Source organism: Agromyces lapidis (assembly GCF_009749405.1).
Taxonomy (GTDB): Bacteria; Actinomycetota; Actinomycetes; order Actinomycetales; family Microbacteriaceae; genus Agromyces; species Agromyces lapidis.
In genome coordinates, this window is sequence record NZ_WBIQ01000002.1 from 76,596 (window position 1) to 99,173 (window position 22,578).

The window sequence follows — 22,578 nt, forward strand, 5'->3', positions numbered from 1 at the left end:
AATGCATCGGCTGCGCAACAGGTTCGCCCTGACATGACGAAGAACGCCGGGCCCGTCCCGCTCACCGAGAACGAAGCCTCCGAGCTGCTCGCCGCACAGAGTTTCGGGGTGCTCGCCACGCTGAAGCGCGACGGGCAGCCCCACCTGACCACCATGCTCTACGGCTGGGACCCGTCGGAGCGCATCGCGCGTTTCTCGACGACGAGCACGCGTCTGAAGACGACGCACCTGAAGCGCGATCCGCGGGCGACCCTGCACGTCTCGGCCGACGATCGCTGGTCGTTCGCCGCGGTCGAGGGCCGCGCGGAGGTTTCTGCGCCGACCGTCGAGCCGGGCGATGCGGTCGGGATCGAGCTGCTGTCGATGGTGCCGGAGGCCGCGCGCCCCGCCGACCCGAGCGCATTCTTCGCCGAAGCGGTGGCCGAGGGCCGGGTCGTCATCCGGCTGCGTCCCGAGCGGCTCGGCGGAACCCGTCTCGACTTCGGCGACTGACCGCGCGGGCGGCCTCGCCCGGGCTCGCGCGCGGCCGCTCAGCTCGCCGGGCTCGACGCGGCCGCTCAGCTCGCCGGGCTCGGCGCGGCGAGCTGCGACGCGTCGACGTCGGCGATGTCGGACTCGCGCGGGCCGGCGGGGCGCGGTGCCTCCGCTCCGACGAGGCGCATGAACGCGCTGAGCTGCGCGACGCCCTCGGCGCGGTGGGGGAGTCCTTCGAGGAGCCCCGGCGAGTAGACGAGGTACGCCGCCCACTTCGCCCGTGAGATGGCCACGTTGAGCCGGTTCTTCAGCAGCAGGAACTCGAGACCGCGCGGTGCGGAGCTCGCCGAGGACGCCGCGAGCGAGACGATCGCGACGACCGCCTCCTGGCCCTGGAACTTGTCGACGGTGCCGACCGGCACCTCGGTGAAGCCCGCCGCGTCGAGCGCCTCCCGCACGGTGCCGAGCTGCGCGTTGTAGGGCGTCACGACGATGAGATCGCGCTGGTCGAGCGGCCGCGGCAGCGCAGTGACCGGGCCGGTCGAGGAGTCGGCGGCATCGGTCCATTCGCGGCCGACGAGCGAACGCACGAGATGCACGACCGACTCGGCCTCTTCGGGCGAGAAGGTCGAGTTGCCCTCGTGCACGACGGGGATCGGGGCGACCCCGGGCGCGACGCCCTCGAGCGAACGGCGCTCGGCCACCGGGTGCGAGTGCAGCTCGCCCTCGTACGAGAGCCGTGACACCGGGCCGGCGACGGCCGGGTGCATGCGCCGGCTCTCGGCGAGGAAGTAGCCGTACTCGGCGGGCAGCACGTCGTGGCCGTCGGCCACCCAGCCGAGCGCCGAGGCGTCGACGGGTTCGGGGTGCAGAGCCTGGCTCACCTGCGGCAGCTGTTGCGGGTCGCCGAGCAGCAGCAGCCGCTTGGTCGAGACCGAGACCGCGATCGTCGAGGCCAGCGAGAACTGGCCGGCCTCGTCGATGACGAGCAGGTCGAGCGAACCGCGGGGCACCCGGCGGACGTTGCAGAAGTCCCAGGCCGTTCCGCCGACGACGTAGCCGCCCGGGCGCTCGCTCGTGAAGGCGGCGATGCCGTCTTTGCTGTTCAGTGCGGTGAAGCCGTGCCGGCCGGCGTCGCCGGCGTCTTTCAGGTGCTTCGCGACGAGACCGCGATCGAGCCCGGCGGCGTTCACCACCGCGTCGAGCACGTTCTCGACGACCGAGTGCGACTGGGCGACGACCCCGATGCGCCAGCCGTGATCGCGCACGAGCGCGGCGATCACGTGCGCGGCGAGGTACGTCTTGCCGGTGCCGGGAGGGCCCTGCACCGCGAGGTACGAACGATCGAGTCGCCTCACCGACTCGACGACGGCCGGGACGTAGTCGTGGTCGGCGCCGAGCGGGACGAGCCCGCCCGCCGCGCGCGGCGGCCTGCGCCGCAGCACGTCGATCGCGGGGCCGGGCGGCAGATCGGGAACGCGTGCGGGGATCGGCGCCGCCCACTCGGCGATCGCATCGCGCAGCGCGTCGGCACGGGGCGGTGCACCCGGCGCGATCGCGACCGGGAGCTCGGGCCAGGTGATGCCGGGCTGGCCGCGCTCCTCGACGCGCACTCCCTCGTCGGTGACCTCGACGACGGTCGCGTTCGACCACGCCCGCTGGCCCGGCCGGGTCGATTGCGAGGGGAACGGGGCCGGCCAGTCGTACAGCAGGAACACGTCGCCGCCGACGCTGAATCGCGACCCCGGAGCGACGCGGCCGTCGAGCTGCAGTTCGCGACGTGCGCTCTGCCACCGGGGCTCCTCGTACCACCGGCCGATCGCACCCGAGCGGGCGGGATCGACGACGAGGACGTCGCGGTGCTCCTCCCAGCTCTCGAGCGGCTGGTCGCAGCGGAGGTAGTGGGACCACCAGAAGCTCTTCGCCTCTCGTGCGTGGTAGTCGATCGCCGCGGAGGCGAGGGCGAGGGCCTCGGTGTCGGCGTCGCGCACCGAGGCGCCGAGCGGCTGGCCGGGTGCCGCGGTCGCCTGCTCGTCGCGCTCGCGCACGATCGCCCTGAGCTGCTGCGCGAGCGGCGAGGCCTCGTAGACCTTGCCCTCTGCGCGGTCGGCGAGCATCGACGCTGCGACCGGGCGGATGCCCTCGCGGGCGCCGAGCGCGAGGAGCCAGTCACGGAGGCGCAGCGTCGAGACGCAGTCGTAGCGGTTGTAGTCGGCGAGGTCGGCGAGGATGCGGGCGGCCTCGTCTTCGGACGCGCGGTCGCCCGTCTCGACCGCCGACGCGCGCAGCTCGATGGCGCGCACGTACTCGGTGATGGAGTCGGCGCCCGATTTCACGTCGGCCTCGCGCAGCTCGGTGCCCATGTACAGGGGTTCGAGCTTCTTGATGGAGTACGAGCGGCTGCCCACGCGGACCGCGCGCTTCACGATCGGGTAGAGGTCGACGAGCACGCCGTCGGCGAGCAGCTGGTCGACCTCGGCCTCGCCGACGCCGTGCCGTGCCGCGATCGCGGTGAGATGCGTGCGCTCGTAGCTCGCGTAGTGGAAGATGTGCAGCTCGGGATGCACCTGGCGGCGCAGCTTCACGAACTCGAGGAAGCGCACGAGCGCCTCGCGCTCTTCGGCGAACGAGTGCGCCCAGAAGGCCGTGTAGGTCTCGGCGTTGTCGACCATGCCCCAGAGGTAGTCGAGGTTCCACTTCGTGCCGTCGCCCTCGGTGTAGAGCGGGTCGCCCTCGAAGTCGAAGAACAGGTCGCCGGGGTTCGGCTCGGGGATCGCCGCGATCGCGCGGGCGTCGCGCACCCCGACGGGTGGGGCGAGAGGCGGGTCGCCCTCGTGCCATGCGCCTGACGCCGCCGCCGCGCTCGCCGCGGCTTCGGCCCGAAGCTGCAGCGACGCCTGCGCGCGCAGGTTCTCGAGCGTCGCCTCCATCAGGTGCGGCACGGGACCCTGCGAGGCCGCGAGCGCGTCGATGGTCGTGATGCCGGCCGCAGCGAGCGGTTCGCGCTGCGTCACCCGCATGCCGCCGACCATGAGCACGTCGCGATTCGCCTGCACCTCGAGCTCGCAGGTCGGGCAGCGGCCGTCGTGGCTGTAGCGCGGGTCGCCCCAGGCGACGGGGCCGGTGTCGGCGACCCGGTCGGCGACGATGCGCTGCAGTCGGGCGACGCGCTCGAGGTACACCGGCAGGATGTCGTCGAGCCGGTGCGGGCTCACCGATCCGTCGCCGAGCAGCAGCTCGACGGTGTCGTCGAGCGGCACTTCGAGGCGGCGGAGCTGCTCGGCATAGGCGGCGAGCTGGAGCAGGGCGGTCACCCGGGCTCGCCGGGCGAGCTTCGCGTCTTGCACGCGATAGCGGCCGTCGGGCTGACGCACGATGAAGTCGGCGAAGCCGATGAACCCCTGCCCCGGCACCGGCTCGTCGCTGAACGTCGCCTGGAACACCACGGGCGCCCCGGCGCGGAACGCGGCGACCGTCGCGTCGACCGCGGCGGCGACCGCCTCGGCGTCGCGCACGTCTGGCCGCTCGATCTCGACGACGGCGTCGCCGAACTCGGCGCGGTAGCCCTCGAGCAGGCGGATCTCGTGCGCGTCGCCGAGCTCGCCGGCGCGGCGCAGCATCGGGTCGTCGAGGGGGGCGAACAGCGTGTCGCGCCCGAGCTTCACGTCGAGCTCGCGCAGGAACGCGAACTCGCAGTCGCTCGCCTTCTTCAGGTCGCTCGCGCTCGTGACGACGAGGCCGTTCTGCCGATACATCGAGCTCCTCTCGCCGGGCGTGCTCCCACGGTATCGGCAGGGTGCGACATCGGCCGTGCGCGGGCCGGGCGCGAACGACGGCGGCTACCGGGCCGCCGGATCCGACGACGAGTCGAGCGCCCCGCGCGGCAGGCCGAGCATGCCTTCGACGGCGTGGCTGATGAGCGAGCCGCGGTCGGTCGCGTCGCCCCAGCGCACGAGCGCCTGGGCGTTGAGCCCGTCGATCATGCCGAGCAGCTGCCAGGCGACGCCCGGGGCATCCGCAGTGTCGAAGTCGCCCGATCGCACGCCGTCCTCGATGACGCCCTGCAGCACCGACTGCCACGCATCCATCTGCTCGCGCACCGCGCGGGCGAGGCTCTCGCTGCGCCGGCCGAGCGCCCAGGCCTCGACCCAGACGACGGTGACGTCGTCGCGGGTGCCGTCGAGCAGGGTGCGGATGAGCCGGCCGAGCCTCGCACGCGGCCCGTCGAGCGGGGCGATGAGCGCCTCGACCTCGGCGATCTCGGCGCCGACGACGGTCTCGAAGGTGTTCGCGATGAGCGACTCCATGCTCGGCACGTAGTGGGCGACGAGGGCGGGCGCGACACCGGCACGGGCGGCGACGGCGCGAAGGGTGACGGCCGCGAGCCCCTCTTCGAGCGCGAGCTCGCGGGCGGCACCGGCGATGTCGCGGGTGCGCTCGTCGGGCGCTTTGCGGGCGGCGCGGGGCCGGGGCGTCGTTGACATGATCCCCCATCATAGGTAGTCTCGCAGCAATATTGATCATTTGATCAATAGACCTCGGACGCAACGTACATCTCGAAGGGGAGAACCCGCATGGCTTGGCGCATGCCCGCTGAAACCGCACCGCACGAGCGCACCTGGATGGCGTTCCCGGTGGCCGACAACGTCGCCGACACCTCGCCCGAGGAGACCGCACTGACCTTCGCCGCGTGGGCCGCCGTCGCGAACGCGGTGGTCGAGTTCGAGCCCGTGACGATCCTCGTCGACGCGAGCGCGCTCGGCGAGGCCCGCGGACTGCTCGACCCGCGGGTCGAGGTCGTCGAGTGCCCGGTCGACGAGTTCTGGATGCGCGACCACGGCCCCACCTTCGTCGTCGACGACGAGCGTCCCGGTGTGCTCGGCGCCGTCGACTGGACCTTCAACGGCTGGGGTGCGCCGGCCTGGGCGCACTGGGAGAAGTCGGCCGAGCACGCCCGATTCGTCGCCGAGCGCGTCGGCGCCGAGCTCGTCTCGAGCGCGCTCGTGAACGAGGGCGGCGGCATCCACGTCGACGGCGAGGGCACGGTGCTGCTCACCGAGACCGTGCAGCTCGACCCGCGTCGCAACCCCTACGCCGACAAGCGTCGCGTCGAGGCCGAGATGGCGCGCACGATCGGCGCGTCGAAGGCGATCTGGCTGCCCCGCGGCCTCACCCGCGACTACGACGAGTTCGGCACGAACGGGCACGTCGACATCGTCGCGACGCTGACCGCGCCCGGCAAGGTGCTCGTGCACTCGCAGCGCAACCCCGAGCACCCCGACTTCGAGGTCAGCCGCGAGATCATCGCGCTGCTCTCGGCGTCGACGGATGCCTCGGGGCGCACCCTCGAGGTCACCGAGATCCCCGCGCCGTCGACGATCCGCGACGACGAGGGCTTCGTCGACTACAGCTACGTCAACCACCTGGTCGTGAACGGCGGGGTCATCGCGTGCGGCTTCGGCGACGACGAGGCGGATGCCACGGCGCGCGAGATCCTCGAAGCGGTCTACCCGGGCCGGCGTGCAGTGACGGTCGACGCGCGCCAGATCTTCGCCGGCGGCGGGGGCATCCACTGCATCACCCAGCAGCAGCCGGCGGTCGCCCGATGAGCCTCGACGTCGTCGAGGCCTCGATCGCCGAGCTGCGCGGTGCGCTCGAGCGCGGAGAGACGACCTCCGTGGAGCTGCTCGACGCGTACCTCGCCCGCATCACGGCGTACGACGCACCCGGTACGGCGACGGCGCTCAACGCGCTCGTGGTCATGAACCCCGAGGCGCGTGCCGACGCGCTCGCGGCCGACGAGCGTCGCGCGCGCGGCGAGGTGCGGGGCCCGCTCGACGGGATCCCGTACTCCGCGAAGGACAGCTACCTCGCGAAGGGCCTCACGGCCGCCGCGGGCTCGCCCGCGTTCGAGCACCTCGTCGCGCAGCGCGACGCGTTCACGATCGAGCGCCTGCGGGCGGCGGGCGCCGTGCTCATCGGGCTCACGAACATGCCCCCGATGGCGAACGGCGGCATGCAGCGCGGCGTCTACGGACGCGCCGAGAGCCCGTACAACGCCGAGTTCCTGACGGCGGCGTTCGGCTCGGGCTCGTCGAACGGTTCGGGCACGGCGACGGCCGCGTCGTTCGCGGCGTTCGGACTCGGCGAGGAGACCTGGTCGAGCGGGCGGGCGCCGGCGTCGAACAACGGACTGTGCGCCTACACGCCGTCGCGCGGCGTCATCTCGACCCGCGGCAACTGGCCGCTCGTGCCGACGATGGACGTCGTCGTGCCGCACACGCGCAGCATGGCCGACCTGCTCGAGGTGCTCGACGTCATCGTCGCCGACGACGCCGAGACGCGGGGCGACTTCTGGCGAGCGCAGCCGTGGGTGGCGCTGCCGGCGGCGTCCGAGGTGCGGCCCGCGTCGTACCCGGCGCTCCGGGCCGGGGATGCCTCGGCCGGGCGTGCGGCGCTCGCGGGCAAGCGGTTCGGGGTGCCGGCGATGTACGTCAACGCCGACCCGCTCGCCGGCACCGGCGAGCACGTCGGCATCGGCGGCCCGACCGGCCGGCGTATCGAGACCCGCGCCTCGGTCATCGCCCTGTGGGAGGCGGCGCGCCGCGACCTCGAGGCGGCCGGCGCCGAGGTCGTCGAGGTCGACTTCCCGGTGGTGTCGAACTACGAGGGCGATCGTCCGGGTGCGCCGACCCTCGCGACCCGCGGCCTCGTCTCGCCCGAGTTCCTGCACCGCGAGATCATCGACCTGTCGGCGTGGGCGTGGGAGGACTTCCTCGCGGCGAACGGCGACCCTGAGCTCTCGACGCTCGCGGGCGTCGACGGGGCGTCGATCTTCCCGCATCCCGAGGGCGCGCTGCCCGATCGCTACGACGGGTTCGACGACGACATCGCGACGTATCCGGCGCAGGTGCGCGAGCACCCCGTGGCCTCGCTCGCCGAGATCCCCGAGCTCGAGCAGGGACTGCGCGGACTCGAGGAGACACGCCGCATCGACCTCGAGCAGTGGATGGACGAGCTCGGTCTCGACGCGGTCGTGTTTCCGGCGGCGGCCGACGTCGGCCCCGCCGACATGGACGTGAACGAGGCCTCTGCCGACCTGGGCTGGCGCAACGGCGTGTGGGTCTCGAACGGCAATCTCGTGCCGCGCCACCTCGGCATCCCGACCGTGACGGTGCCGATGGGCACGATGGCCGACATCGGCATGCCCGTCGGCCTCACCTTCGCCGGGCGCGCCTACGACGACACGGCGCTGCTGACGCTCGCCGCGGCCTTCGAGGCGACCGGCTCGCGCCGCACCGAGCCGCCGCGCACGCCGCGTCTCTCCTAGCTCCGGGAGGAGCCGGGCTCGACGCCCCTCGTCCACTCGGAGAGGGGCGTCGAGTTCGCCCGTGCGCGCTCGAGCGCGGGCCGATCGAACAGTTCGAGTCGCGTCGCCGATTCGACGTGGACGCGCGTGCGCAGCAGTTTCGCGGCGATGCGCTCCAGCTCGTACGACTCCCCGCCGCCGCGGTGCAGTGCGGTCGTGACGAGGAGTTCGAGTGGGCGCGGCGGCATCCACGGTGTCTCGTCATCGATCTCGTCGTCGATCACCCCGTCGTCGCGTGCGACGCCATCGGTGCCGTCGTCGCCGAGGTGGAGGATCCTGACGTCGGTCGCCTCGCGCTTCGCGAACACCCGGATCAGCTCGTCACGACGAAGCATGAGGCGCTCGGCGACCGGAAGCTCGTCGAACGTCACCCGACCGTCGATCCTCACCACCGAGCCTCGACGCTGGGCGTACTCTGCGATCGCGTCGGCGACGAGATACGACCTGGTCGTATCGAGGAGATACGCCAGGTCGGTGATCGCGCGGTGCGTCTGGTCATCGACTCGGATGGTTCGTGTCGGCATGCTGCTCCTCGATTGCGTGGTTCCGTGCCGTCAGCGAGCTGGGAGGTCCGCTTGGCGGACGGCGTGCACAAGTGGCCTTGTGGACGCCCGGGGTGTGGAGTTGTGGAACTGTGGACGCCCGGGGTGTGGAGTTGTGGAACTGTGGACGTCGTCCACGGAGCGATACTCCCTCCGGACGCGACTCCGGACCACGTCGAACAGGATCCTGTGGAGCCTCGGGGGACCACCCAGGATGTCGAGGACCGGTGCCACGACCGACCCGTGGAGGCGATCAGCGCACGTCGAACGAGATCTCGTGGAGACCGGTGGCCCCGTCGGGAACGACGCCCTGCTCGTCCGCGATCTGCACCGCTCCGTCGGCCCCGATCGCACGCACGCGGGCGGTGTGGGTGCCGGGCGAGGCATCCGGCCATTCGTAGCGCCACTGCACCCAGGTGTCGCTCGAGATCGCGGTCGCGAGCGTCGCCGGGCGCCAGTCGCCGTCGTCGAGCTGCACCTCGACGGCGTCGATGCCGACGTGCTGGTGCCAGGCGACGCCGGCGAGCACCGCCGCGCCGGCATCGACGGGCCGTCCGCCGCGGGGCACGTCGATGCGTGACGACAGCTTGATCGGGCCCTGCGCGCTCCAGCCGCGATCGGTCCAGTAGGCGTTGACGGCGTCGAAGCGGGTCACCTCGAGCTCGACCACCCATTTCGTCGCCGAGACGTAGCCGTAGAGGCCCGGCACGACCATGCGCACCGGGAACCCGTGCTCGACCGGCAGCGGCTCGCCGTTCATGCCGACCGCGAGGATCGCGGCCCGGTCGTCCTGCAGCACCTCGAGCGGCGTCGACGCGGTGAACCCGTCGACGCTGCGCGAGAGCACCATGTCGGCCCCGGCGAGCGGGCGGGCCCGGGCGAGCAGTTCGCGAATCGGATGCCCCAACCACACCGCATTGCCGATGAGGCTGCCGCCCACCTCGTTCGAGACGCACGCGAGGGTCGTGACGCTCTCGTCGAGGGGGAGGGCGAGCAACTCGTCCCAGGTGAGCTCGACCTCGCGCTCGACCATGCCGTGGATGCGCAGGCGCCACTCGGCCGGATCGACGAGCGGCACGGCGAGTGCGGTGTCGATGCGGTAGAACTCCGCGTTCGGGGTGATCACCGGGGCGAGGCCGTCGATGCCGAGCTCGGCGCCCGACGGCACCGACGCGGTCGTCGCCGGAGCCGGCAGCCTGATCGCGTCGCGCACGGCAGAGAGCGCCCGTCCGCCCGCACGCAATGCCGAGCCCGCGACCGTCGCGAGCACCCCGATGGCGGCCGCCCCGCCGGCCCACACGAGGAAGCCGCGTCGCGTCGCCCCATCAGCGGTCGCGTCGGCTCCGTCGCCGTCGGCCCCAACGCCGTCAGCTCCGCGGGCCGCTGCTCCGTCGGCCGGGGAGCGATCTCCGGCGCCCGCGCCGCCTCGGCGCAACCGCCCGATCAGCACTCGCAGCGCCAGCACCGCCGCGACCCCCGCGACGAGCGACGGCACCACGGCGAGCATCGGCGCGTTCGCCCGCGTCGCCGCCGCCAGCGCGCCGACGGCGCCGAACAGGCCGAGCACGACCTGCCCCCACGGCGGGCGGCGCGCCTCGAGCACCCCGGCGGCGCCCGAGACCACGAGCAGCACGATGCCGATGCCGATGAGCAGCGCGGGCTTGTCGCCGGTGCCGAAGAGTGCGATCGCCGTGTCCTTCGCCCACGGCGGCGCGAGGTCGATGAGCGCGGCGCCGACCACCACGAACGGCCCCGACTCGGGTGCGATGATCGCCGCGGTCAGCTCGCCGAGCCCCGCACCGAAGACGGCCGCGCCGGCGCCGGCGGCGGCCGGGAGCACCCAGCGGCGGGTTCGGGAGCGCGTCTCGCCCATGTGTTCAGCGTACGCGCGAGCCGGCGGGATCAGTGCGCGCGCACGAACTCCGCGGTCGGCAGCGCGAGCCCCGCCCCGATCTCGGCCGCCGGGCGCTTCGCGCCCTTCACCTCGAACGAGTGGTTGCCGCCCTCGATCCAGTCGACGACGGCGTTCGCGCCGACCCGCTCGGCCACCTCGTCGAGCTGCTCGTTCGGAATCGCGAAGGGGTCGTTGCGCCCCTGCAGGAAGAGCATCGGCACGGTGATTCCGGGCAGGTGCTCGTCGCGCGGCTTCTCGGGCTTGCCCGGCGCGTGCAGCGGATACCCGAGGAAGACGAGCCCCGCGACCTCCAGGCCCTCGGCGACCGCCATCGACGCCATGCGTCCGCCGAAGGACTTGCCGGCCGCCCAGATCGGCGCGCCGGCGAGGCCCGCGGCCGCCGCGCGCGCGGTCGCGACCGCGACGACCTCGCGCCAGGCGGCGATCGCTGCCGGTGGCCGGTCGGGGAACTTCCGCCCGGCCTCCCGATAGGCGAAGTTGAAGCGCAGGGTCGCGAATCCGGCGTCGTTCAGCGCGCGCGTGTAGCCCGACATGAAGGGATGCTCCATGCCCGCCCCCGCGCCATGGGCGACGACGATCGTGGCCGCAGCCGGCGATGCGCCCGCAGCGCGCCCGGCGACCGCCGACACGGGCCCGCCGTCGAGTTCGACGGTGAGGCGCTCCTCGACTTCGGTCAGCACGTCGCTCACGATCCGAACGTCTCGAAGATGCCGCCGACGCCCTCGACGACCGCGCCTGCGCCGTCGACGAGGTCGCCGACCGCCGCCGTCAGCTCGACCACGCTGCCGACCGCATCGATCGCCACCGCGATGTCGGCGGTCACCTCGACGAGGTCGCCGAGGGTAGCGAGATTCGTGTGCGAGAGCGTCTCGGCCTCGAGCTTCAGCTTCGCGATCCACTCGCGCTCGAGTCCGAACAGCACCGCGTACGGCAGCAGGCGCTCATTGAGGTGGAACCGCGCGAGGGGTGCGGATGCCTCGCCGTCGGCGTCGCCGTGCGGCGGCGGCGCCGTGGCATCCGATCGCAGCTCGGCGCCGCTCGGCGACTGCAGCGCCCGCAGCCGATCGGCCTCGGCGACCTCGAGGTAGCGGCGCAAGCCGGCGAGATGCTCGCGGATCGGCGTCGCCGCGGGCAGGTACCTGCGCCACCACGCCGGCGTGATGAAGATCGTCGCGATCGTCGCGGCGAGGGCGATGAGCGTCGCGATGAGCGCCGGCAGCTCGCCGCCGATCAGGGCGAAGACGATGAACAGCCCCTCGACGAGCATGCCGAGGTAGGCGAGCACGGTCAGCGTCGTGCCCGGCCAGCTCGCCCGCCGCTCGGCGATGAGCCCGTCGCGGGCGAGCGCGTGCTCGGTGTTGAGCAGCAGCGTCTTCAGCCGGCCGGCGAGTGCCCGCCGGTCGGCGGAGAAACGACGCAGGCGCGTGCCGGTGTGCTCGGGGCCGAACAGCATCTCGAGCAGCGCCGTCTCGTCGGCCGTGAGCATGGCGCCGTCGACGAGCTCGACGCCGACCGGCTCGCGCGTGCCCGGCGCCCCGGCGATGAGGCGCACCTTGCGCTTGACGGCGAGATCGATGAGCGCCGCCGACGGCGCGCGGCGGTCGGCGTCGACGAGCAGCGCGTCGCGGAAGACCGTCGACCCGCGCGGGGGCGTGTACTGCACGACCAGGGCGTTCACGCGCTGCGCCGCGACCGCGCGGGCGACGATCCCGAGCAGCAGGATGACGCCGGCCGGGACGACGGCGAGGAGGACGACGGCGGTGAGCACGCGCCCATTCTAGGGATGTCGGCGCGGGCGGTGACGGACTCGCCCGCGCGATGGCGCGCGATGTCGGAGGCGCGGCGTACCGTGACTGCCATGACGAACCAGGCGCAGACCGAAGCCCCCATCGAGGTGCTCGACGAGCCCTGCCCGCGGTGCGGGTCGGGGTCGGTGCGGGCGATCGTCTACGGCCCGCTCGACCTCGCGGTCGAGGCCGAGTCGGTCGACCCGTTCCGCTCCGACGACGCCCCCATCTTCGACTGCCGCGAGTGCGGCTTCGAATGGGGGCTCGCGGTCCGCGACCTGCTCGCCTGACGCACACCGGTCGGTCGAGTAGCGCGCGACGAAGGAGCACGCGTATCGAGACCCCCCGACCGACGCCCGCACTCACCACCCTTCGGTGAGCACCCGGTCGAGCATCTCGACGAAGTAGTCGGCCGAGCCGGGCTCGATGCACAGCGGAGGCTTCGTCTTCAGCACGTTCTGGTGATCGCCCGTCGGCTGCATGATCACGCCGAGCTCGAGCAGTCGGTCGCAGATCGCCCGCGTCTCCTCGGTCGCGGGTTCGAGGGTCTCGCGGTCGCGCACGAACTCGACGCCGAGGTAGAGGCCGAGCCCGTGCACCGTGCCGATGAGCGGGTGACGGGTCGCGAGCTCCTCGAGGTCTCGCTTGAGCTGCCGCCCCAGTGCAGCGGCGTGTGCCTGCAGACCGTCGGCGGCGTACGCGTCGAGCACCGCCATTCCCGCGACCGATGACGCGGGGCTGCCGCCGGTCGACGAGAAGAAGTACCCCTGCGTGCGGAACCGCGCCGCGATCTCGCGGGTCGTGATGACCGCCCCGAGCGGGTGGCCGTTGCCCATCGCCTTCGCGACGGCGATGACGTCGGGCACCACACCCTGCTGCTCGAAGCCCCAGAACCAGTCGCCGAGCCGGCCGTACCCGGCCTGCACCTCGTCGGCGATGGCGAGCCCGCCGGCCTCGCGCACCGCGGCGTACACCTCGGCGAGGTAGCCGTCGGGCAGCGGGATGCCTCCGGCGTTGCCGGTGAAGGTCTCGGCGATGAATGCGGCCGGGGGTCGGCCCGAGTCCGCGAGCTCGCGGATCCGCGCCGCGGCCTCGGGCGCGTAGCGCGTGGCATCCGCCCCTCTGTACCGGCCGCGGAACGGGTTCGGCGCCTCGACCGCGTGCACCCAGTCGGGGCGGGTCTCGAGCGCGTTGGGGTTGTCGGCGGTCGAGGTCGAGACGGCATCGGACGCGTACGTCCATCCGTGGTACGCCTCGAGCACGCTCACCACATCGCGCCGGCCGGTCGCCGCGAGCGCCACGCGGATCGCGAGGTCGGCGGCCTCCGACCCCGAGTTCACGAGGAACACGGTGTCGAGCGGCTCGGGCACGAGCCCGGCGAGCCGCTCGCTGAACTCGACGACGGCCTCGTAGTTGAAGCGCGAGTTCGTGTTGAGCCGGCGCAGCTGGCGGTTCACCGCGGCGGCGACGCCGAGGTGGCCGTGCCCGAGCGGGGTGACGTTGTTCACCATGTCGAGGTACACGCGGGCGTCGGTGTCGACGAGGTGCTCGCGCCAGCCGCGCTCGATCTGCGGCGGGGCGTCGTAGTAGTGCTCCTGCACCTCCGCGAAGGCGGCGTTGCGGCGCTCGAGGAGCTCGCGCCGGCCGGTCGAGTCGGGAGCGCCGGCGAGCGTGTCGAGACCGCCGCCCGTCTCATCCAGCCCGAGCATCGGCGCCGGGTCGAGGGTCACCGCGAGCCATCCGGTCGCGTACTCGGGGCGCACCAGGTGCGGTGCGTCGCCCCGGCCGAGCCGCGCCCTGATTCGCGTGCGGGCGGGCACGACCCAGTCGCCGTCGGCGTCCTGCGCGGCGCCGTCGATGTCGAGATGCTCGGATGCCTCGAGCCGCTGCGGCTCGGCATACCAGACATCGACGCCGAGCGGCACGGTCGCGGGCGAGACGGGGGAGAGCGTGCGGCTCGCCGTGAGGCGCGGCGTGCCGCGCGGCAGCCAGGCCGCCGGGGCGCCGGCGTCGAGCGCCGCCAGTCCCAGGCGCTCCTCGAACGCCTCGCCGTCGAGCCAGGCGCCGCCGTCGACCTCGTCGGCGAAGACCGAGACGTCGAGTCGCACGGGCTCGCCGGTCGCGGCGGTCGGGCGCGCCACTTCGCCGTGCTCTGCGCCACGCGACGCGGCGCGGGCGCGGTGCACCTGGCGCGGCGGCGCGCCGACGCCGACGCCGAGTGCGTCGGCGATCAGCGCCGTCATCACCTCGGCGGGCACCGAGCACGCCTGCTCGAAGATGCGCCACTCGCGGGCGAGGCCCGCCTCGGCGTAGGCGTTCGCCCCGCCGTCGAGCTGCACCTGGTGCTCGCCGCTGACGACGAGCACGGCGCCGCGCAGCACGACGAGCGGCCACAGGGCGGCGAGTTCGGCGGGCGAGAGCGGCCGCAGCTCGTGGAAGGCTCGCACGGCGGGCAGCACCGAAACGGGTTCGGCGCCCGCGTGGTGCAGCACCGAGGAGATCGTGATGGCGAGCTCGGCGACCGCCCAGCTGCGGGTCACGTCGCCGAAGTCGATCATGCCGTCGGGCAGGCGCCGCCCGCCTTCGGCGCGGCACACCACGTTGTCGTCGGTGAGGTCGAGGTGCACGGCCTGCCGCGGCAGGGCGTCGGCGAGCGAGGCGACGGTCGCCCAGGCCGCCTCGGCCGCCGCGACGAGCTGCTCGCGCCGCACGGGGTCGGGGTGATGCGGGGCGAGCAGCGACACGACGCGGTCGGCGAAGCGAGGGTCCCACTGCAGCACCCGGTCGAGACCCGGGTGCTCGAGTCCCGCGAGGGCGAGGCTCGCCTTCGCCGCGAGCTCGCCCAGGCGGGCGACGGCCTGCGGGGCGAGGTGGCCGTCGCCGGTGAGCGTGCCCCCGTCGAGGAAGCTCAGGAGGCGCATCGCGAGGCGGCCCTCGCTCGTCTCGGCGACGATCGAGCGGGCCGAGCCGCTGCCGCTCTCCGCGGCCTCGCTCGTCGTCGTGGCGATGCGCAGCTCGGGCCACGCGGCCGCGATTCGCGCTGCCGCGGCGTCCTGCGCGGCCAGCTCGCTCGCGCTGAAGGCGGGATTCGTGATCTTCACGACCCCGATCGGCGAGGGGTCGTCGAGGCCGACGGCGTGCGCGAGGAAGTTCTGATCCTGCTGGCTTCCGAGCGGCTCGAGTTCGACCTCGAGCCCCCACTCGGCGGCGACGATCGCCGCGACCTCGGCCGCCGGCAGATTCGGTGCGGGCAGCTCGCCGACGGCGAAGAAGTCGAATCCGGTGGCGGCAGTGCTCATGCTCGGAAGCGTACGCGAGAGGCCCGCCCGACGCGGCCCGCAGGCGGCGTCGGCCGGGCGAGGTGCCGCCTACGCCGCCGATCGCGTCCAGACGACGGCGGCGATGACACGACGGTTCTCGTCGGCGCACTGCAGGAGTCCGAGCTTCACGAAGATCGATCGGACGTGCGACTCGACGGTGCGCTCCGACACGCAGAGCGCCGTTGCGATGGCCGTGTTCGACGAGCCCGTCGCGAGGGCGCGCAGCACGGTCGTCTCACCGACGCTGAGCGCGGCGAGATCGGGGACCCTGGCATCGATCCAGTCGAACTCGGTCCGCTCGGTTTGGGGTTGGGGTTGGGGTTGGAGAAGCAGCCGCACGTTCGCCTCCTCGTTGGACGCGGCGTTCCGCGACAAGGCACATCCGTCGGGGCGACGGGGTACGGGGAGCCGGCCTGCCACGGTGCTCGGGGTCAGTCTGCACCCGATCGGGCCAGGCGGTGAGCCCCAGTCCGGGGGGAGCGCCTGAGCGCCGCCGCCCGAACTCCGCTCGTCTCCCGCCGCAGGCTCGGACTACTCGTCGTCGAGCAGTTCGCCGCGGATACGGCGGAGATCCTCCATGAGGGAGCCCACGAGGATCCAATGACCCGAACGCGGCGGCGTGATCACGAGCGGGGCGGTGAGCGCCGGGATCACCGAGGTCATCGGCTCGGGTTCGGGCTCGATGTCGGCCAGGTGCACGGCGAGGCGCACGTCGTGGGCGGCGCGGCGCAGCTGCTCGGCGATCGCCTGCACCGTCGGCTCCTCGGAGAGTGCGTCGTCGTAATGGTCGAAGAACGCCCGGGTCATGCCGATGACCTGGGTGACGATCGGGCTCAACCGTTCGACGAGCGCCCGCATGTCGGCGAGGTCGGTGCGGTGCGCCGAGCGCCTGGGGTTCAGGGTCAGCGACTCCTCGCCGGCGGAGATCGCCGCGTCCGCGGCATCCCGCATCGGCCGCATCAGGCGCGCCTCGAGCATGAGCTGCTGCAGTTGGGCGGGCGATTGCGGCGTCTCGAGCGCGCTCGCGAGGCGGTCGAGGGATGCCGCGAGCTCGCCGCCGAGCAGCGCCAGGTCGCGCCGGGCCGGGGCGACCGCGACGGGCGGCACGATGAGGGTGTTCACGACGATGCCGATCAGTGCGCCGATGAGCGTCTCGAGCACTCGGTCGATCGCGTACTCGGGCGAGGAGGCGCCGAGCGCGAGCACGAGCATCGCGCTGATCGCGACCTGGTTCGAGGTGCCGGGCGTCATCTTGAGCGACCAGGCGACGAGCATCGCCACGACGATCGCGACGAGGATGACCACGCTGTTCTGCCCGAACGCGAGCGAGATGCCCGTGGCGATGAGCACCCCGAGGATGACGCCGATCGATCGCTCGATCGCCTTGCCGAACGACTGGTTGACGCTCGGCTGCACGACGAGCAGGGCAGCGATGGCCGCGAACACGGGCAGCTGTCCGGGGATCAGCCAGCCGGCGACGAGCCAGGCGGAGATCGTCGCGACCGCCGCCTTCGCGACCTGCAGGATCGGTACCCGCTTCGTCGCCCGGAAGGTCGAGGTGATCCCCATGCGCTCCATTGTGGCGCGGCTACTGCGGAAGCGCGCGCGGGTCGTTCTCGCCGTGCTCGGGGATGTCGGGGTCGTCGCCGCTCGAGAGCGGGTCGTGATCGACGACGGCGTCGACGTCGTCGGTCGGCACGTTGTCGGGGAGCGCGTTCTCGGCCGACAGCGCGCGCGCCGAGGCGTGCCGCGGCGACCCCGTGGCATCCGCGTGGAGGCCGAGCCGTCGCCGCAACCCCCGCACCCATGCCGGCGGGGCGGCGACGATGCCGCGCTCGAGCGGCTCCTCGACCTCGAGCCCGTAGTACTCGCCGATGTGGTCGATGAACTGCGCCCGCTCGGCCTTCGCGTAGGCGCGTCGCTCGCGCGTGAACGCGATGATCGTCGACCAGCAGATGAGGAGCATCACGACGCTGAACGGCAGGGCGATGATGATCGCCGCGGTCTGCAGCGCCTTCAGCCCACCCGAGAGCAGCAGCGCGATCGCGAGCGCGGCCGTGATCGCGGTGAAGAAGGTGCGGATCCAGCGCTTCGGGTTGAGCTGGCCGCCCGTCGCGATCATGCCCATGACGAGGGCGCCCGAATCGGCCGAGGTGACGAAGAATATGCCGATGAGGATGATGACCCCCACGGTGAGCACCTGGGTGCCGGGGATGTGCTGGAGCAGCTCGAACAGCGCGCCCTCGACGTCGACCGAGCCGTCGGGCTGCGTGAGGGCGCCGGGGTCGGCCATCTCGATCGCGAGGGCCGAGCCGCCGAGCACCGCGAACCAGAGGATGCCGATCAGGGTCGGCACGAGGATCACGCCCATCACGAACTGGCGCACCGTGCGCCCCTTCGAGACGCGCGCGATGAAGATGCCGACGAACGGGGCCCACGAGATCCACCATCCCCAGTAGAAGGAGGTCCAGCTCGCCTGCCACGCCTCGCCGGCCTCGCCCTGGAACGCGCTCACGTTGAACGACATGCCGATGAAGCCCTGCACGTAGTTGCCGATCGACTGCACGAACTCGCGCAGCAGGAACTCGGTCGAGCCGAACACGAGCAGGTACAGCACGAGCAGACCGGCGAGCACGAGGTTCGCCGTCGAGAGCCACTTCATGCCCTTCGTGACGCCCGAGAGCACCGACATGAGCACGAACACCGAGATGATGAGGATGAGCACGACCTCGGTGAACTCGTTCGGCTCCACGATGCCGGCCGAATCGAGCCCGGCGCTGATCTGCAGCACGCCGAGCCCGAGCGAGGTCGCGACGCCGAAGAGGGTGCCGACGAGGGCGATGACGTCGATCGCGTGGCCCCAGCCGCCCTCGACGCGCTTGCCGAGGATCGGCTCGAGGGTCCAGCGGATCGAGATCGGCCGCCGCCGCCGGTGGATCGCGTAGGCGAGCGCGAGGCCGATCACGACGTAGATCGACCAGGCGTGCACTCCCCAGTGCAGGTAGGTCTGGCTGAGGGCGGCCTGCGCGAGCTCGGGCGGCGTGCCCTCGACGCCCGGCCGGGGCGAGACGTAGTGGCTGAGCGGTTCGCTCACGCCGTAGAAGACGAGCCCGATGCCCATGCCGGCGGCGAACAGCAGCGAGAACCAGGCGAGCAGCGAGAACTCGGGCTCGTCGTCGTCGCGGCCGAGGCGGATATCGCCGAAGCGGCTGAAGCCGACGAACAGGCTGAACGCCACGAAGAACGCGGCGATGAGCACGTAGTACCAGTTGAACGCGTTGACGATGCCCGACTGAATCGCCCCGAACATCGCCTCGGCCGCCTTCGGGGCGATGAGCGCGAACGCGACGAACACGACGATGACGATCGCGGCGGGCCAGAACACCCAGCGCTGGACGGCCGGGAGGGACCGCGTCGCACGGGGAGGCGTCTCGGAACTGCTGGTCGGACGGTCGTTCGGTTCGCCGCTCATCGTCCCACGGTATCGAGGATGCCGCGGGTCCGTGCCAAGATCGCGGTGTGGCCGACCGACTGATGCTCCTCGACACCGCCTCGCTCTACTTCCGCGCCTTCTACGGCGTGCCCGATTCGCTGAAGCGCGCCGACGGCACTCCAGTCAACGCGGTGCGGGGCCTGCTCGACATGATCGCGAAGCTCGTCGCCGAGTTCGAGCCCACCGAGCTCGTCGCCTGCTGGGACGACGACTGGCGTCCGGCGTGGCGGGTCGCCCTCATCCCGAGCTACAAGGGGCACCGGGTCGAACGGGCGGTGCCCGGCGGCGTCGACGTCGAGGAGACGCCGCCCGGGCTGGTGCGCCAGATCCCGCTCATCCGCGAGACGCTCGGGCTCCTGGGCATCCCGATCGTCGGCGCCGCAGAGCACGAGGCCGACGACGTCATCGGCACCCTCGCGACCGGTGCGGGCCGGCCCGTCGACGTCGTCACGGGCGACCGCGACCTCTTCCAGCTCGTCGACGACGAGGCATCCGTTCGCGTGATCTACACGGCGCGCGGCATGTCGAAGCTCGAGCTCGTGACCGACGCGGTCGTCGTCGGCAAGTACGGCGTGCTGCCGCAGCAGTACGCCGACTTCGCGGCGCTGCGCGGCGACTCCTCCGACGGTCTGCCGGGTGTCACCGGTGTCGGCGAGAAGACGGCGGCCGGGCTGATCCAGCAGTTCGTCGACCTCGACGGCATCGTCGAAGCGGCAGCGGATGCCTCGGCGCCGATGTCGGCCGGAGTGCGCGCCAAGCTCGCGGCCTCCGCCGACTACCTCGCGGTGGCGCCGCGGGTCGTCGAGGTCGTGCGCGACCTCGAACTGCCCGAGGTCGATGCGCGACTGCGCCCCGTCGCGGGCGAGCGTCGCGCCGCACTCGAGGGGCTCGTCGACGAGTGGAACCTCGGCGGCTCGATCGGTCGCGTGCTCGCGGCGCTCGACGCGGTCGGGTCGGTCGAGTAGCGCGAAGCGCGTATCGAGACCCTCTGCCAGGTCGGTCGATTGGCGCGCAGCGCGTATCGAGACCACCGCGGCCGTCATGCCCCGGGCCGACCTCGCACAGCGGGTGTGGTCATGCGGTCGCGGTGGTGTGGTCATGTGGTCGCGACCACAGCCCGCGAGAACGGCACCTCCGCCGGGATGCCTACCCGCCGGCGAGAGCGTCGAGCGGCGTCACCCCGAGCGCGGTCACCCCGAGCGCGGTGACCCCGACCGTCGGCTGCTCGGGCGGCAGCCAGTACGCGGGCGCCGGCAGTTCGACTCCCGTCGAGGCGAGCCAGATGACGAGGAACGCGTAGGCGGCGACGAGCACCGCGAGACCCCCGAGCACGAACGCCGTGCGCACGACCCACGAGGTGCGGACGCCCGAGCGCCGGTAGCGCGGCATCGCCATCGCGGCGACCCAGATCGCGGCGCACCCGAAGCCCACGATCCACACCGTGCGCAGCGCCTGGCCCTCGAGTGGTGCGAACAGCGCGATGACGAGTGCGCCGGCGCCGAGCAGCAGGCCGGTCCACGCGAAGAAGCGGGCGAAGCCGAGGCCGCCGATGTCGTCCTCGCCGGTCCACCAGGGGCGCGTGGGGTCGCTCATGCTCCGATCGTAGGGGCATCGGATGCCTCGCTGCGGGCCCGCGAGGAGCGGCCGAGCAGGGCGCGGCCGATCAGCCCGACGCCGGCGACGCAGACGGCGACCACCAGGGGAGGGACGACGAGCGCGGGATCGGTCAGCGCCAGCTCGAAGACGCGCCGGCCGTAGTCGAGCATCTCGGCGGGCTCCCGGGCGAGCACCCGCGTGCCCGCGGCGGCCGACACGGCCGTGATGAGGGCCGGCCCGATCCAGAGGATCGCGAGGCTCGCGAGAGCGGCGATCACCCGGCCGATCGTGCCCACCCCGCCCCAGGCGATCGCCGCCCCGACGAGCACGGCCGGCACCCAGCGGACCGCGGTCCAGAGCCAGGCGGGTTCGCCGGCGAACGCGGGTTCGGGTGCGAGCAGCAGGTGCAGCCATCCCGAGACGAGCACCGCGGCGATCGCGAGCCCGATCACGGCGCCCGCACGCGGGGCCCTCGCGATGAGCCAGAGCACGAGCACGGCGACGAGGAGGGCGAGGATCGCGACGGCGAGCACGGCGGTGAGGTAGATCTGCGACCAGGTGTCGTCACGGAGACCTGCCCCGACGATCGTCGCGGTCTGGACGATCGCGACGACATCGACGAGCAGCACTCCGAAGAGGAGCAGTGCGAAGCCGCCGTGAGGGCTCCGGCCGCGCAGCGCGCGGGCGGTGATGCCCGCGGCGGCCGCACCGACGACGAGGAGCGACGCGATGACCGACAACCGGTACTGGCTGAACGGCAGCAGCACGAGGGGCATGTTTTCAGGCATCGTGTCGCTCGCCCACAGGTTCTGCAGGGGCAGGCGCATGCCGGTGACGAGCCACGGCAGCAGGCCGATGACCGCCGCGGCGACGCCGATGAGGATGAAGGGCCAGCGGGGGAGCGGCGACGGGGCCGCGGCGGATGCCTCGTGGCCGTCGGAGCCGGCGGGAGCGGCGCCGGGCGTTGCCGGCGTGGTCGCGGACGGTTGCATGGCACCTCGTCGATCGTCGGGTCGACCCGCGTCGGCCGACCCGCCCCACCCTACGCCCGGCGGCTTTCCGTCGGCCTCGCCATTGGCCGAATCCTTGTGAGTCATGGCATTCTGGCCGGATGACTCGTCGCCATCATCGCGTCGCCGTGCTCGTGCTGCCGGGGGCGAAGCCGCTCGACGTCGGCATCCCCGCGCAGGTGTTCTCGACCCGGGCGAGCATGCCCTACGCGGTGCGCGTGTGCGGCGCCGCACCCGGGCTCGTGACCGGCGGCGACGGCCTCTCGTATCACGTGGCCGACGGGCTCGACGCGCTCGCCTGGGCGGAGACCGTCTTCATTCCGGGCTACCGCCGCCCCGACCTCGACGACCCGCCCGCCGAGGTGGTCGAGGCGCTGCGCGCCGCGCACGCGCGCGGCGCCCGGCTCGCCGCGATCTCGACGGGGGCGTTCGCGCTCGCCGCGACGGGGCTGCTCGACGGCCGTCGGGCCACGACCCACTGGCACTACACGAGGGAGCTGGCCACGAGGCATCCGCTCGTGAACGTCGACGCCAACGTGCTCTTCGTCGACGAGGGCACCGTGCTCACCAGCGCCGGGGCCGCTTCGGGCCTCGACCTCTGCCTCCACCTCGTGCGCCGCGACCACGGCGTCGCCGTCGCGAACCATGCGGCCCGTCGCCTCGTCGCCGCTCCCTACCGCTCGGGCGGCCAGGCGCAGTTCGTGCCGCGGAGCCTTCCGCCCGAGCTCGGCGCGGTGTTCGCCGACACCCGCGAGTGGGCGCTGCGTCGACTCGACGAGCCGCTCACGCTCGACGCGCTCGCCCGGCACGCGAACGTGTCGGCACGCACCTTCTCGCGCCGCTTCGTCGACGACACGGGCTACACGCCGATGCAGTGGGTGCTGCGCGCCCGGGTCGACATGGCGCGCGAGCTGCTCGAGCGCAGCGAGCTCGGCATCGACCAGATCGCGGCGCGCGCCGGCCTCGGCACCGGGGCCAACCTGCGGCTGCACTTCAAGCGCATCCTCGGCACCTCGCCGAGCGATTACCGCGAGACCTTCGCGCGCGGCGAGTAGCGCGCGCCCGGCTCCCG

At 72.8% G+C, this 22,578-nt stretch carries 18 protein-coding genes; 6 read left to right on the plus strand and 12 right to left on the minus strand.

The window, feature by feature from the left end; all coding sequences use genetic code 11:
• Positions 1–33 precede the first annotated feature (33 nt).
• Positions 34–492, plus strand: coding sequence for a PPOX class F420-dependent oxidoreductase (locus GQQ93_RS03565; RefSeq protein WP_157422873.1), 459 nt, complete (start codon positions 34–36; stop codon positions 490–492).
• Positions 493–557: 65 nt separating this feature from the next.
• Here GQQ93_RS03565 and GQQ93_RS03570 read toward each other — a convergent pair whose 3' ends face one another.
• Positions 558–4,229: a TM0106 family RecB-like putative nuclease gene (locus GQQ93_RS03570; protein WP_157422874.1), complete on the minus strand. Its 3,672-nt coding sequence runs from the start codon at positions 4,227–4,229 to the stop codon at positions 558–560.
• An 84-nt stretch (positions 4,230–4,313) separates the two neighbouring features.
• A complete protein-coding gene (locus GQQ93_RS03575) occupies positions 4,314–4,958 on the minus strand; it encodes a TetR/AcrR family transcriptional regulator (protein ID WP_157422875.1) in 645 nt (214 codons plus the stop codon).
• A 90-nt stretch (positions 4,959–5,048) separates the two neighbouring features.
• Between GQQ93_RS03575 and GQQ93_RS03580 the strand changes: the two genes are divergently transcribed.
• Positions 5,049–6,083, plus strand: a complete 1,035-nt coding sequence (locus GQQ93_RS03580; protein WP_157422876.1) for an agmatine deiminase family protein — start codon at positions 5,049–5,051, stop codon at positions 6,081–6,083.
• Complete coding sequence (locus GQQ93_RS03585; protein ID WP_157422877.1) at positions 6,080–7,804, plus strand: amidase; 1,725 nt, start codon at positions 6,080–6,082, stop codon at positions 7,802–7,804. The genes GQQ93_RS03580 and GQQ93_RS03585 overlap by 4 nt, the downstream gene beginning before the upstream one ends.
• Here GQQ93_RS03585 and GQQ93_RS03590 read toward each other — a convergent pair.
• The 4 genes from GQQ93_RS03590 to GQQ93_RS03605 form a co-directional block, all read right to left on the minus strand.
• Positions 7,801–8,367, minus strand: coding sequence for a hypothetical protein (locus GQQ93_RS03590; protein WP_157422878.1), 567 nt, complete (start codon positions 8,365–8,367; stop codon positions 7,801–7,803). The two genes, GQQ93_RS03585 and GQQ93_RS03590, sit on opposite strands and share 4 nt — an antisense overlap.
• Positions 8,368–8,638: 271 nt before the next feature.
• A complete protein-coding gene (locus GQQ93_RS03595) occupies positions 8,639–10,258 on the minus strand; it encodes a molybdopterin-dependent oxidoreductase (RefSeq protein WP_157422879.1) in 1,620 nt (539 codons plus the stop codon).
• 29 nt (positions 10,259–10,287) lie between these two features.
• Complete coding sequence (locus GQQ93_RS03600) at positions 10,288–10,977, minus strand: alpha/beta hydrolase family protein (protein WP_157423364.1); 690 nt, start codon at positions 10,975–10,977, stop codon at positions 10,288–10,290.
• 8 nt (positions 10,978–10,985) lie between these two features.
• A complete protein-coding gene (locus GQQ93_RS03605; protein ID WP_157422880.1) occupies positions 10,986–12,068 on the minus strand; it encodes a DUF2207 family protein in 1,083 nt (360 codons plus the stop codon).
• 90 nt (positions 12,069–12,158) lie between these two features.
• On the opposite strand from GQQ93_RS03605, the gene GQQ93_RS03610 reads away from it, so the two are divergent.
• On the plus strand, positions 12,159–12,377 hold the full coding sequence (locus tag GQQ93_RS03610) for a hypothetical protein (RefSeq protein WP_157422881.1): 219 nt from the start codon (positions 12,159–12,161) through the stop codon (positions 12,375–12,377).
• Positions 12,378–12,449: 72 nt separating this feature from the next.
• Here GQQ93_RS03610 and GQQ93_RS03615 read toward each other — a convergent pair whose 3' ends face one another.
• The 4 genes from GQQ93_RS03615 to GQQ93_RS03630 form a co-directional block, all read right to left on the minus strand.
• On the minus strand, positions 12,450–15,386 hold the full coding sequence (locus GQQ93_RS03615; protein ID WP_157422882.1) for an aminotransferase class III-fold pyridoxal phosphate-dependent enzyme: 2,937 nt from the start codon (positions 15,384–15,386) through the stop codon (positions 12,450–12,452).
• Between the two features lie 69 nt (positions 15,387–15,455).
• Positions 15,456–15,746, minus strand: a complete 291-nt coding sequence (locus GQQ93_RS03620; RefSeq protein ID WP_246192071.1) for a response regulator transcription factor — start codon at positions 15,744–15,746, stop codon at positions 15,456–15,458.
• 192 nt (positions 15,747–15,938) lie between these two features.
• A complete protein-coding gene (locus GQQ93_RS03625; RefSeq protein WP_157422884.1) occupies positions 15,939–16,976 on the minus strand; it encodes an FUSC family protein in 1,038 nt (345 codons plus the stop codon).
• 19 nt (positions 16,977–16,995) lie between these two features.
• Positions 16,996–18,879 carry a BCCT family transporter gene (locus GQQ93_RS03630; RefSeq protein ID WP_157422885.1) on the minus strand — a complete coding sequence of 628 codons (1,884 nt, stop codon included), beginning with the start codon at positions 18,877–18,879 and terminating at the stop codon, positions 16,996–16,998.
• 62 nt (positions 18,880–18,941) lie between these two features.
• Here GQQ93_RS03630 and GQQ93_RS03635 point away from each other — a divergent pair, with 62 nt between their 5' ends.
• Positions 18,942–19,865 carry a 5'-3' exonuclease gene (locus GQQ93_RS03635; RefSeq protein WP_157423365.1) on the plus strand — a complete coding sequence of 308 codons (924 nt, stop codon included), beginning with the start codon at positions 18,942–18,944 and terminating at the stop codon, positions 19,863–19,865.
• Positions 19,866–20,046: 181 nt separating this feature from the next.
• On the opposite strand, the gene GQQ93_RS03640 is transcribed toward GQQ93_RS03635, so the two are convergent.
• Together GQQ93_RS03640 and GQQ93_RS03645 are read right to left on the minus strand one after the other, a co-directional pair.
• Positions 20,047–20,493, minus strand: a complete 447-nt coding sequence (locus GQQ93_RS03640) for a hypothetical protein (RefSeq protein WP_157422886.1) — start codon at positions 20,491–20,493, stop codon at positions 20,047–20,049.
• Positions 20,490–21,488, minus strand: a complete 999-nt coding sequence (locus GQQ93_RS03645) for a hypothetical protein (protein ID WP_157422887.1) — start codon at positions 21,486–21,488, stop codon at positions 20,490–20,492. The genes GQQ93_RS03640 and GQQ93_RS03645 overlap by 4 nt, the downstream gene beginning before the upstream one ends.
• A 119-nt stretch (positions 21,489–21,607) precedes the next feature.
• Here GQQ93_RS03645 and GQQ93_RS03650 point away from each other — a divergent pair, with 119 nt between their 5' ends.
• On the plus strand, positions 21,608–22,561 hold the full coding sequence (locus GQQ93_RS03650) for a GlxA family transcriptional regulator (RefSeq protein WP_157422888.1): 954 nt from the start codon (positions 21,608–21,610) through the stop codon (positions 22,559–22,561).
• Positions 22,562–22,578: the final 17 nt, after the last annotated feature.

Excerpts from the sequence above, each read along its gene's own strand:
- GQQ93_RS03615 (WP_157422882.1), bottom strand. The coding sequence starts at position 15,386 with ATGAGCACTGCCGCCACCGGATTCGACTTCTTCGCCGTCGGCGAGCTG.
- GQQ93_RS03640 (WP_157422886.1), bottom strand. The coding sequence starts at position 20,493 with ATGAGCGACCCCACGCGCCCCTGGTGGACCGGCGAGGACGACATCGGC.
- GQQ93_RS03650 (WP_157422888.1), top strand. The coding sequence starts at position 21,608 with ATGACTCGTCGCCATCATCGCGTCGCCGTGCTCGTGCTGCCGGGGGCG.
- GQQ93_RS03645 (WP_157422887.1), bottom strand. The coding sequence starts at position 21,488 with ATGCAACCGTCCGCGACCACGCCGGCAACGCCCGGCGCCGCTCCCGCC.
- GQQ93_RS03625 (WP_157422884.1), bottom strand. The coding sequence starts at position 16,976 with ATGGGGATCACCTCGACCTTCCGGGCGACGAAGCGGGTACCGATCCTG.
- GQQ93_RS03590 (WP_157422878.1), bottom strand. The coding sequence starts at position 8,367 with ATGCCGACACGAACCATCCGAGTCGATGACCAGACGCACCGCGCGATC.
- GQQ93_RS03610 (WP_157422881.1), top strand. The coding sequence starts at position 12,159 with ATGACGAACCAGGCGCAGACCGAAGCCCCCATCGAGGTGCTCGACGAG.
- GQQ93_RS03570 (WP_157422874.1), bottom strand. The coding sequence starts at position 4,229 with ATGTATCGGCAGAACGGCCTCGTCGTCACGAGCGCGAGCGACCTGAAG.
- GQQ93_RS03630 (WP_157422885.1), bottom strand. The coding sequence starts at position 18,879 with ATGAGCGGCGAACCGAACGACCGTCCGACCAGCAGTTCCGAGACGCCT.
- GQQ93_RS03585 (WP_157422877.1), top strand. The coding sequence starts at position 6,080 with ATGAGCCTCGACGTCGTCGAGGCCTCGATCGCCGAGCTGCGCGGTGCG.
- GQQ93_RS03635 (WP_157423365.1), top strand. The coding sequence starts at position 18,942 with ATGCTCCTCGACACCGCCTCGCTCTACTTCCGCGCCTTCTACGGCGTG.
- GQQ93_RS03595 (WP_157422879.1), bottom strand. The coding sequence starts at position 10,258 with ATGGGCGAGACGCGCTCCCGAACCCGCCGCTGGGTGCTCCCGGCCGCC.
- GQQ93_RS03580 (WP_157422876.1), top strand. The coding sequence starts at position 5,049 with ATGGCTTGGCGCATGCCCGCTGAAACCGCACCGCACGAGCGCACCTGG.
- GQQ93_RS03575 (WP_157422875.1), bottom strand. The coding sequence starts at position 4,958 with ATGTCAACGACGCCCCGGCCCCGCGCCGCCCGCAAAGCGCCCGACGAG.
- GQQ93_RS03565 (WP_157422873.1), top strand. The coding sequence starts at position 34 with ATGACGAAGAACGCCGGGCCCGTCCCGCTCACCGAGAACGAAGCCTCC.